General features: G+C 69.1%; 10 protein-coding genes. 4 read left to right on the forward strand and 6 right to left on the reverse strand.

Annotation, left to right across the window (positions count from 1 at the left end):
- Positions 1–116: 116 nt before the first annotated feature.
- From glf to VFE05_00975, 5 genes are all read right to left on the reverse strand, one after another.
- Entirely contained in the window at positions 117–1238 is a 1122-nt protein-coding gene (glf, locus tag VFE05_00955; protein HET6228612.1) for a UDP-galactopyranose mutase, read from the reverse strand.
- A 73-nt stretch (positions 1239–1311) separates the two neighbouring features.
- Positions 1312–2520 carry a glycosyltransferase family 1 protein gene (locus tag VFE05_00960; GenBank protein ID HET6228613.1) on the reverse strand — a complete coding sequence of 403 codons (1209 nt, stop codon included), beginning with the start codon at positions 2518–2520 and terminating at the stop codon, positions 1312–1314.
- Positions 2521–3009: 489 nt separating this feature from the next.
- Entirely contained in the window at positions 3010–3465 is a 456-nt protein-coding gene (locus VFE05_00965; protein HET6228614.1) for a MarR family transcriptional regulator, read from the reverse strand.
- On the reverse strand, positions 3458–3955 hold the full coding sequence (locus VFE05_00970) for an EVE domain-containing protein (GenBank protein HET6228615.1): 498 nt from the start codon (positions 3953–3955) through the stop codon (positions 3458–3460). Before VFE05_00970 ends, VFE05_00965 begins: the two co-directional genes overlap by 8 nt.
- A gap of 222 nt (positions 3956–4177) precedes the next feature.
- Positions 4178–4564 (reverse strand): hypothetical protein, encoded by a 387-nt coding sequence (locus VFE05_00975; protein ID HET6228616.1) that lies wholly within the window; start codon positions 4562–4564, stop codon positions 4178–4180.
- 392 nt (positions 4565–4956) lie between these two features.
- On the opposite strand from VFE05_00975, the gene VFE05_00980 reads away from it, so the two are divergent.
- Positions 4957–6126 carry a DUF2911 domain-containing protein gene (locus tag VFE05_00980; protein ID HET6228617.1) on the forward strand — a complete coding sequence of 390 codons (1170 nt, stop codon included), beginning with the start codon at positions 4957–4959 and terminating at the stop codon, positions 6124–6126.
- A 148-nt stretch (positions 6127–6274) separates the two neighbouring features.
- Here VFE05_00980 and VFE05_00985 read toward each other — a convergent pair whose 3' ends face one another.
- A complete protein-coding gene (locus VFE05_00985) occupies positions 6275–6724 on the reverse strand; it encodes a hypothetical protein (protein ID HET6228618.1) in 450 nt (149 codons plus the stop codon).
- A gap of 595 nt (positions 6725–7319) precedes the next feature.
- Between VFE05_00985 and VFE05_00990 the strand changes: the two genes are divergently transcribed.
- The 3 genes from VFE05_00990 (at position 7320) to VFE05_01000 (ending at position 10022) form a co-directional block, all read left to right on the forward strand.
- Positions 7320–8756, forward strand: a complete 1437-nt coding sequence (locus VFE05_00990; GenBank protein ID HET6228619.1) for a S8 family serine peptidase — start codon at positions 7320–7322, stop codon at positions 8754–8756.
- A gap of 500 nt (positions 8757–9256) precedes the next feature.
- Positions 9257–9712 carry a hypothetical protein gene (locus VFE05_00995; protein HET6228620.1) on the forward strand — a complete coding sequence of 152 codons (456 nt, stop codon included), beginning with the start codon at positions 9257–9259 and terminating at the stop codon, positions 9710–9712.
- A 13-nt stretch (positions 9713–9725) separates the two neighbouring features.
- Entirely contained in the window at positions 9726–10022 is a 297-nt protein-coding gene (locus VFE05_01000) for a hypothetical protein (GenBank protein ID HET6228621.1), read from the forward strand.
- The last annotated feature ends 57 nt before the right edge of the window (positions 10023–10079 follow it).

A 10079-nucleotide genomic window follows, 5' to 3' on the forward strand; every position in this document is an offset into this window, starting at 1 on the left:
GTCCGTAATCCGTTCGTTGTGGCCGCTCATCGCTAGCTGGTCGAAGTAGCTGTCCCCGACGCGGTTAACCGTACCCTCAATACCGCCCCATATTTCGAAGGTCTGACTACCCACGCCTAGGCCGTAGACCCATTCACGGGCACATGAGTGGTGGCCTGCAGGCGTTCGTAGGTTGCGAGCGCCTGGGCGACCACCTGATCCATGTTGTAGTACTTGTACGTGGCCAGGCGGCCGACGAAGTGCACGCCGGGCGTGGCGTCGGCCATGGCCTTGTAGCGGCGGTACAGCTCCGCGTTCTCCTCGCGCGGCACGGGATAGTACGGGTCGCCGTCGTCGCACGGGTACTCGTAGACGATGCTGGTCTTGGGGTGCTCCTGCCCGGTCAGGTGCTTGAACTCGGTGACGCGCGTGTACGGCTGCTCGTTGGGGTAGTTGACCACGGCGACGGGCTGGTGCTGCGGCACGCCCAGCGTCTCGTGCTCGAAGCGCAGCGAGCGGTACGGGAGCTTGCCGTAGCGCAGGTCGAAGAACTCGTCGATGGGGCCCGAGTAGATCATCTCGCGGTACGGCACCACGCCCTCGATCTCCCGGTAGTCGGTGTTGAGCAGCACCTTGATGCCGGGGTGCGACAGCATGTTCTCGAACATGCGCGTGTAGCCGTGCAGCGGCATGGCCTGGTACGTGTCGCCGAAGTAGCGGTCGTCGCGGTTCGTGCGCGTGGGCACGCGGGCGGTCACGGCGGCGTCCAGCTCGCTCGGGTCCAGCCCCCACTGCTTGCGGGTGTAGTTGCGGAAGAACTTCTCGTACAGCTCGCGCCCCACCTTGCTCACCACCACGTCCTCGCTGGTGCGCAGCCGCTCGCGGGGCTCGGCCACGCTCGCGAAGAACTCCTCGAGCTGGAACGAGGTGAGCGACAGCCCGTACATCTGGTTGATGGTGTTCAGGTTGATGGGGATGGGCAGCAGCTGCCCGTCCACGCTGGCCAGCACGCGGTGCTGGTACGGCCGCCATGCGGTGAAGCGCGACAAGTAGTCGAACACGTCGCGCGAGTTGGTGTGGAAGATGTGCGGACCGTAGCGGTGCACCAGGATGCCGGCGTCGTCGTAGTGGTCGTACGCGTTGCCGCCCACGTGCGTGCGGCGGTCCACCACCAGCACCTTCTTGCCCGCGCCCGCGGCCAGGCGCTCGGCAAGGACGCTCCCCGCGAATCCCGCCCCCACGATCAGGTAGTCGAACATCTTCACCCCGCTTGTCAGCCGCTGTAGATGGAAAGCCCCGCAGTGCTCCGTAAGGTCCCGCCGTTCTCCGCCGTCAGATGCTCGCCGCCGCGCCCGTCACCCCCTCGTAGCCGCCGGACCGCGCCACGACCTCCGCCACCTTGTCCGCCATCGCCGCCCAGGTGCGGTCCCACGAGGTGCCCTCCAGGAAGGCGTCCACGCGCCGCAGCCACGCCGCGCGCTCGTCGTCCGTCTCCGCCAGTGCCGCTTCTACCGATCTTATGAACTCGTCCGCCGTGCTCGCGATGCGGACGAGGCCGTTCTCGCCGTAGGGCCGCACCACGTCGGTGATCGGCGTGGACACCACCGGCCGGCCCGCGGCCAGGTACTCCGGCGTCTTGGTGGGGCTGATGAAGCGCGTGGACTCGTTCAGCGCGAAGGGGATGAGCGCCACGTCCCATCCCGCGATCCAGGCCGGAAGCTCGTCGTACGTGGCGCCGCCGGTGAAGTGCAGGTTGGGGCGCCGGGGCAGGTCCGCCATCTCGATCTTCACCACGGGCCCCACGATCACGATCTGCCACTCCGGCCGCGCGTCGGCCACGGCGGCCAGGAGGTCCAGGTCCATGCGCTCGTCCACCACGCCGAAGAAGCCGAGGCGGGGGCGGGGGAGATCGGCCTGCGCCGCCGGCTCTTGCTGCGTCTCGCGCGCACGGCCGAAGTGCGCCGCATCGATGCTGCTGGGGAAGAGGTGCACGGACGGGTGCCGGCCGCGTTTGGCCTCGTACAGGCTGCGGCCGCCGGTGAACACCAGGTCCGCACGGCGCAGCAGCTCCGCCTCGCGCTCCAGCAGCGACGGGTGCGGGTTGCGGAAGGCGGACAGTTCGTCCATGCAGTCGTACACGACGGCGGACGGCTGCACGTGCCGCATGAAGCCCGCGGCCACGGGGTTGTAGAACCAGAGCACCGGCCGCTCCACGCCCCGCTCGGCGAAGAACGGGTCCAGCAGCTCGCGCTGGGCGCGGTCGGCGTCGTGCCACAGGCTCCACGGCAGGTGGGCGATCACGCGCGTCAGGTTGGGTGCCGCCTCGATCACGTCCAGGTGCACCGGCCCGTCGCGGAACCACGGCTCCTCCACGAAGAACACCCGCCGCTCGCGCGCGAACCGTCCCATCAGGTGCTGCGGGCGCTGGAACACGAAGTCCCAGCGCAGGTGCGACAGGCAGACCAGGTCCGGAAGCATGGTGGAGCCTTCGTCCACTTGGGCTTGGGCCCGGGGGCGCACGGTGGCCTTGTGGTGGATCATGGAGCGTGTGCTTCGGTTCGTGTCGAGAGCGGCCGTCACAGGTCCGGGCGAGCCGCGTATTCCTGAGACAAGAACGGCTTCGCGGGGCACTTCCGGGGCATGCGAAGCCGGGTCACGCCAGCCTGCAAGTTCCAGCAAATTCGGCGTTTATGACGGCGCACGGGAGGGGCAAGAACTGTGCGCTCCGGGATACAGCCGCCGCCGCTCCCCGCGGCCTGAGAGCCGCCCCGGTGACCCTCCAGGACAACTCGGGAGTGAGGCGATCATGCGCTTTCCAAGGACTCCCCAGCCCGTCCACTTTCGGGAGATGGAAAGCCGCGCATCTCCCGTGTGTTGCGTGCGAAGCCTCCACACCCGTGGCGCAGCCGGACGCGCCGGGATGCATCCGAACGAATTGCCCGCCCGCGCATTGCAACGGCGAGACGGGCGAACGATGTCGATGTTGGGTCGGGCGGGATGTCCGTGCTTCGGCTGAATCGCAGCCGACCTTCAGCCGGCGCTGGCGGACATCGCCTGGAGCGCGCGGATGACGGCGGGGAGGTCGTCGCCCGCCGCGGCGAAGAACTCGGCGTCGGCGTGCTCCACGAGGGGGATGGCGCGGGTGGCGAGGGCGGCGCCTTCGTCCGTCGGGCGAAGGGCGCGGGCGCGGGCGTCGGTCGGGTGGGGCGAACGGACCAGCAGGCCGCGCATCTCCAGCGCCCGCAGCACCTGCGAGGTCATCATCACGTCCGTCGCGGCCTGGCGGGCGAGGTCGGCCTGCGTGACCGCGTAGCCGCCGCGCGTCATCCACACCAGCGAGGCGAGCAGCACGAGCTGGACGTGCGTGAGGCCGGTGGGCTCCAGCGCCTCGCGGATGCGGCGCTGCCACGCGTTCGTCGCCCGCCACAGCACGAACCCGGGGCTCTCCTCCGGCACGGCGAAGCGGGTGGGGAAGGCGTCACCCATCCGCGCGCACCGGCAGCTCCACGCCCATGGCCGCGGCGATGGCGCGGAAGTCGTCTTCCGGCACCTGCACATGGCCGAAGCGGAAGGCCGCGCCCCACCGCGCTTTGTCGCGGATGAACGACAGCTCCGGCAGCAGCGGGCGGATGGGCGCGGCCGTGCAGGGCATGTACTCCACGTCGCGGCGGAACGGGACGAAGGTCTCGCTCATGGCGAACGGATACACGCCGCCCTCCCGCACCCGGCCGATGGCCGTGAACGCCTGGAGCGGCGCCTTCCCGCCCATCGCCTCGGCCGGCGAGTAGTACGCGAGCCAGTCGCCGGGCCTCATCCGCCGCAGGGGCGCTTCCTTGCCGTGGCAGAGCTGCGCGAATCCGCCGTCCACCCCGCGCACCACGTGCTCCCGCGACACCACTCCGATCCAGTAGCGCACCGGTCCGCCATCCTCCTTCGTGCCCACCCGCTCCGCATCTCCCGCTTCGTTCGTCGTCATCTCCGCATCTCCCTTGGAAGTTCGTCCGCTACGTATCCCCCAAGTATATAAGCACGCTTACTAAATGCAAGGAGATGCGGATCGAACATCCACGATCACGCGTCGAGGCTTGCAAGCACGGCCGCGCATCTCCCGTTTCGCCGATGTGCGGATGCCGATCCACAGACGGCGGACGGGACGGGAGATGGACGGCGGCGCCTGCTTGCGGTAGATGCAGACGCGTCAGCCGGGGGTGGCGGCGTCCTCGCCCTTCAGCGGGGTGACGTGGATGGAGGGGATGGTGCGCTCGCCCTCGCGGCCGAAGGTGACCTCGTAGAAGAAGCCCTGGCCGTCCATCGCCTCCACCTCGCCCAGGGTGATGCCCAGCTCGCCGGTGCCGCCCAGCACGCGCACCTCGCGGCCGGCCTCGGCCTCACGGGCGGTGAAGAGCTGCGCCATGTACAGCGCGCCGGGCGATCCCTGGCGCAGCATGGTGGGCGACGTCTCCTCGATGAAGGCGCTCAGCGGGTCCATCACGCCGTCTTGGCCGGTGGGCTGGCCGTTGCTCAGGCGAACCACCGTGGCCTTGCGCTCGCCCGCCTCCACGAACTGGATCAACGCGTACGCCATCTCCGCTCCCTCCACGTGTGGATTGCCGCGGCCCGGCCCTCGCCGCCGGGCGCCCGCCCGCGCCCCCATGCACGATGAGCGCCGCCCTTGTGCGCCCCACTCCCGCGCGCAACCTTGGTGCGATCACGCGCACCCGCCCGCTCTCACATCTCACGTGCGCGCCCGCGCGGGCAAGCGGGTATGGTCAGAAGATGCGGACGGGCGGCATCCGCCGGCCCTCGCACCTTCCACTGCCGAGCGCGCCGGCGGCATCTCCCATCACCGCTCTCCGCGGCAACTCCCGCCCGCGTCCTGCGAGCGGCACCCTGACGAAAATCGAAGCGACCCTGTTCCAGCAGTCCTGAGCATCTTCCGCGACACCATCTTCTCAACCCGGAACCGGAGATCGACGCATGACCAAGACCCGTCATACCCTGCGCGGCCTGTCCGCGCTGGCGCTCCTCGCCGCGGCGATGCCCGCCGCCGCGCAGCGCGCCCCGGCCGACAGCGGCGCCTTCGTGGCGCGCATCGGCAGCGACACCGTGGCGGTGGAGCGCTACAGCCGCGTGGGCGACCGCCTGTGGGGCCAGGTGGTGTCTCGCGCGCCGCGCACCACGGTGCGGAGCTACACGGCCACCCTGCGCCCGGACGGCTCCGTCTCGCACTACGAGCTCACGGTGGGCCCCGCGAGCGGGCCGCCGGTGGCGCGCGCGGTCGCGGACTTCGGCGGCGACAGCGCCACGGTGCGCGTGACCCGCGACACCACGACCACGAACCTGCGCGTGGCCACGCCCGCCGTGACGCTGCCGCAGCTCACCTACTCGTTCGGGCTGTACGAGCAGGCCGCGGCCGTGGCGCGCCGCACCGGGCGCGACTCGGTGGACCTGGCGATCCTGCCCATGGGTGCGCGCCAGGCCCTGCCGCTCACCGTGCGGCGCGTGCGCGCGGACTCGGTGATCATGACCGACTTCGAAGGCCTGCACCGCGTGCGGTTCGACGCGCGCGGCCGGCTGACGCGGCTGGACGGCACCGAGAGCACCGACAAGGTGCTGGTGGACCGCCTTCCCACGCTGGACGTGATGCGAATCGCGAGCGCGTGGACGGCGGCCGACGCGGGCGGCCGCGCAATGGGCCAGCTCTCGCCGCGCGACACGGTGCGGGCCAGCGTGGGCGGCGCGAACCTGCTGGTGGACTACGGCCGGCCGTCGCGCCGCGGGCGCGCCATCGTGGGCGGAGTGGTGCCGTACGGCGAGGTGTGGCGCACCGGCGCGAACGCGGCCACGCAATTCCGCACCGACCACGACCTGGTGATGGGCGGCGCCACCGTCCCCGCCGGCACGTACACGCTGTGGACGCTGCCCAGCCCCACCGGCTGGAAGCTGATCGTGAACAAGGAGACGGGCCAGTGGGGCACCGAGTACCACGGCGAGCAGGACCTGGTGCGCGTGGACCTGCCGTCGCGCAGCGTGAGCGGCGAGCCGGTGGAGCGCTTCACCATCGCCATCGACCCGGCCGCTGCGGGCGGCGTGCTGCGGATGATGTGGGATACCACCGAGCTGGCCCTGCCGTTCACCGTCCGCTGATCGGCTGGCGTTCGGCCGAAGCTGTCGAGCACGGGTCGGAGCCGAGCTTCGGTAGATGGGCGGGATTCGGTAGATGAACGGCGGGGGAGGCGGATCGGAATCCGCCTCCCCCGCCGTCTTTCGTCGAGCGTCCGCGCGGCGCCGCCGCTCAGGGGGCGCGGGTGAACGGGCGCGAGGTGATGGCGAGCACGCGGCCCTCGCAGGTGTCGGTGCCCACCTTCGTGAAGGCGAGCTGGTTCCCGCTCCTGTTCACCGTGTACTCCGCCGGGACGTTGCAGGCGTACGGGCCCGTCTCGCCGGTGGCGAACACGACCCGGTCGCCGTCCATCCGGTAGCTGCCCTGCACGACCTCTGCCCCGTTGAACATCACCACGAAGCGGCTGCCCTCGCGGAAGTCCAGCGCCCACGTGCCCGGCGTCCCGTTCCGCAGCTCCGCCGAGGCGGTGGCGGGGATGTCGCTCGCGGCCAGCGTGGTCGTGTACATGCCCGTCATCCCAGGCGTGGGTTCGGTGGCGGGTGCGAACGCCCCGCTGGTGGTCTGCGTCACGGGCGTGCACGCGACGGCGAGGAGCACGGAGAGCAGCGGCAGTCTGCGCATGGAAGCCTCCACTTGGACCGGGGAAGCCATCACCTGAGTGCGAATCTCGCACGCGCCGCAATCTACCGTACACGCATGGCGTTCCAAGCTTTCTCGCATCTCCCGAAACCCCGCGCGTCCGTTCGCTCGCGGCGGTCCGGCTCCGCACTGGCCGGTGCAGCCGATCATCGTCTCCCGCTTCAGCGTATGGCAGCGCCTGCGCATCCTCTCATCCGACGCTTTTGCGAGCCCCACCCGTCACCTCCGCATCTCCATCTCCTGATCCCGCCTTTGAGGCACGGCAGTCGACGAACAAATAGATACTGTCGGGAGATGTGTTTCCCAAGTGGCGTTGTCACAACATGTTAGAAATGGTTTGTTGCACCATTCTGGTGCGGAGCGCACCGCTACGCAGCGGCAATCGTTTCCCGAATGTGTTTGGAAACGTATGTGGGTGAGTGATTTGGGTGTGTCGCAAGATGGCTTGCGGTTTGGCGCGAGCGTTGCCTGGATGGTGCCCGACCAACCGAACGGACGTTCATCCTGTTCGCGGCCCGCCGGGCCGGTGCGGGACGTCCGTCGCCGTCAGCACCCATGTTGCGAGGAGTGGTTCAAGATGTCCCGAATCCGTTTCGCTGCCCTGAGCGTCTTCACGCTCGCCGCCGTCACGGCCTGCGCCGACGGCCCCGTCGCTTCACCCGCGGCGGGGAGCGGGCCGGCATCTGCGCCCGTGGCGGATGCAGGGCAGGACCGTGTGGTGCCCGGCGAGGTGCTGGTCAAGCTGAAGGACGGCGCCACGCTGGAGGAGGTGTTCGGCGAGGCGCGCGTGGGCCGCGGCGCGCACGGCCTGCGCAACGCGTTCGACGTCGCCATCACCGCCGAGGGCAGCGAGCGCGCCACGGCCGCCCGCCTGGCCGCCGACCCGCGCGTGGAGTGGGCCGAGCCCAACTACATCCGCTACCCGCAGGCCGTGAACACCCGCCTGTGGGCGCTGCAGAACCCGGGCGGGATGAACATGAAGTTCAACGAGCTGGACACCAGCGGCCGCTACGGCCAGTCGCTGCCCGCCACGTACGCGGCGCTCGCCGACGCCGACATGGACGCCAGCTTCACCGCCACGTGCCAGGCGGGCAGCTGCCCGGACATCGTGATCGGCAGCATCGACACCGGGGCGGACTTCAGCAACCCGGAGCTGGCCGGCCGCCTGATCGCGGGCAAGGACTGGATCGACAACGACAACGACCCCAGCGACATCGCCGCCGAGGGCCACGGCACGCACACCGCAGGCACGTCGGCGGGCACGAACATCAGCGCGGTGGGCGTGACGGGCATTGCCGGCCACGTGAAGGTGTACGTGCAGCGCGTGTGCGGCACGGCGGGCTGCCCCAGCTCGGCCATCATCAACTCGCTGAACGCCGCTGCCAGCTACCGCGACGCCAGCGGCAAGCCCCTGGTGGCGGTGAACTTCTCCATCGGCGGCGCCACGGAGTCGACGGGCGAGAAGACGGCGATCCAGGCGCTGACCAGCAACGGCACGCTGTTCGTGGCCTCGGCCGGCAACGACGGCCGCAGCCAGGTGAGCTGCCCGGCCTGCGACGCCAACGCCATCAGCGTGGCCGCCACCGACTGGCGCGACGCCCGCACCTCGTACTCCAACTACGGCAAGGGCCTGGACGTCTCGGCCCCCGGCGGCAACTGCTACAGCAACACCACCGAGGAGGGCTGCATCTTCAGCTCGATCGTGACGGGCTACACCGAGGGCCACACCTACAGCAGCACGGCGACGGGCGACGCGATCTACAACCTGACCGGCAACCTCCCGCTGTCGGGCACCAACTACGGCTACATGCAGGGCACCTCCATGGCCGCCCCCAACTTCACCAGCGCCGCGGCGGTGGTGGGGTGGGCCACCGGTCTGCGTGGCGCCGCGCTGCGCACCCGCCTGCTGGGCACGGCGGACGACAAGGGCACGGCGGGCACCGACACCGGGTACGGCGCGGGCCGCGTGAACGTGTACCGCGCGGTCTACAACACCAGCACCTCGCCGCTCTGATCCCGCGGCGGGACCCGGCGCCGGCACGTCCGGCGCCGAAATGAGCACGACGACGGCCGGCCCCCCCCCGCGGAGGCCGGCCGTCTCGCGTCCACCCCCCATCGCCCATGACGGTCGGGAGATGTATGGCGTCAGGCTCGGCCAGGTGGCTTCTTTTACGCCGAGACTTGTGTGAATTGCGCTTCCTCGTTTTACTTCCCGTTGTGAGCTCACCCTTGATAGGGCATGCCAGCGATCAACCAATCACCTCCTGCAAACCAATGTTCTCTCGTCGGTCGAAAAACACGCGGAGTCGGATAGCTACGGTACTTCTGCTCCTGATCCTGCCCGCGATCGCCGGGGCGTGCGCAGATCACATCACCGCGCCTGAGCTAGCCGGGAACTCCGCGACGCGGGCTGTTATGCTGGACCCCCTGAACGCTGTGGCAACCGGGTGCACGGATTACCTTGGATTCTGGCATTCCGACCCCAATTCCTGCAGTTCCGGGACAGGGTCCCCGGTGACCGACCCGCCCCCCTCGCCAACGCCCGGCGGTGGCGGTGGCGGGGCGGGGATTCCGCCCGGGACACTGCCCGGCGATGATGACGAAGATGGGACCACAGCCAACAACGGCCCGATCGGTTACGCAGGATGCGTAGCGGTGAAGATGGGTTTCACGGGTTGGGCAGCGATTGGAGCAACCGGCATCTCCGCATATCAGATGTACGAGGCCCGGAAGAGCACGGACGATAAATACCGCGAATACATCGAGTACAACAACGCGCACTATGCTTACGGAAGCACCTCGCCTTACGATCCGCTTTTGGAGAAGCTTCTCTACAACAACTACATGGAATCTCGGAATAACGAGAACGTACTTTGGGCGCAGCTTAGCCTGTCTGGCGGGGTGGCATTGAGAGCAATCGGCGTTGCCGCGGCGGTCTGCTGGCCCATCGGCGTTGCGCCTGAACCATAAGCTGTAGGCAAGGATGACAAAGCTTCAGAAGGGATACGTGGGGTTCCTGTTGTTCGCCCTGGCCTGTTCAGCAGCGATCATCTGGCTGCTGCTGAGCGGAACCTTCAGCAACGCTGGCTGGCCGGTAACTGCTGGCTTTACGCTCCTCTTGATCTGCTTCCTCGCGTTTGCGTTTCAGTGCGTCCTCGCGGTCACAAGCGGTTATGCGGCTGCGAAGTGGGACTCCAGACCGGCGAAGATGCTCTCCTGGCTGTGCGTTGCTTGGATGCTGGGTCTCCTCCTCTGGCATCAGCTTCCCGGCCATCGTTAGTTGCTCTAAAGACGTCGAGCGATCCCCCGAGCAGCCCTGCTCAGGGGATTTTCGCGT

It is taken from the genome of Longimicrobiaceae bacterium, assembly GCA_035696245.1.
Classification (GTDB): Bacteria; Gemmatimonadota; Gemmatimonadetes; order Longimicrobiales; family Longimicrobiaceae; genus DASRQW01.

Coding starts and splice junctions, on each gene's coding strand:
- glf (HET6228612.1), bottom strand. CDS start 1,238: ATGTTCGACTACCTGATCGTGGGGGCGGGATTCGCGGGGAGCGTCCTT.
- VFE05_00960 (HET6228613.1), bottom strand. CDS start 2,520: ATGATCCACCACAAGGCCACCGTGCGCCCCCGGGCCCAAGCCCAAGTG.
- VFE05_00965 (HET6228614.1), bottom strand. CDS start 3,465: ATGGGTGACGCCTTCCCCACCCGCTTCGCCGTGCCGGAGGAGAGCCCC.
- VFE05_00970 (HET6228615.1), bottom strand. CDS start 3,955: ATGACGACGAACGAAGCGGGAGATGCGGAGCGGGTGGGCACGAAGGAG.
- VFE05_00975 (HET6228616.1), bottom strand. CDS start 4,564: ATGGCGTACGCGTTGATCCAGTTCGTGGAGGCGGGCGAGCGCAAGGCC.
- VFE05_00980 (HET6228617.1), top strand. CDS start 4,957: ATGACCAAGACCCGTCATACCCTGCGCGGCCTGTCCGCGCTGGCGCTC.
- VFE05_00985 (HET6228618.1), bottom strand. CDS start 6,724: ATGCGCAGACTGCCGCTGCTCTCCGTGCTCCTCGCCGTCGCGTGCACG.
- VFE05_00990 (HET6228619.1), top strand. CDS start 7,320: ATGTCCCGAATCCGTTTCGCTGCCCTGAGCGTCTTCACGCTCGCCGCC.
- VFE05_01000 (HET6228621.1), top strand. CDS start 9,726: ATGACAAAGCTTCAGAAGGGATACGTGGGGTTCCTGTTGTTCGCCCTG.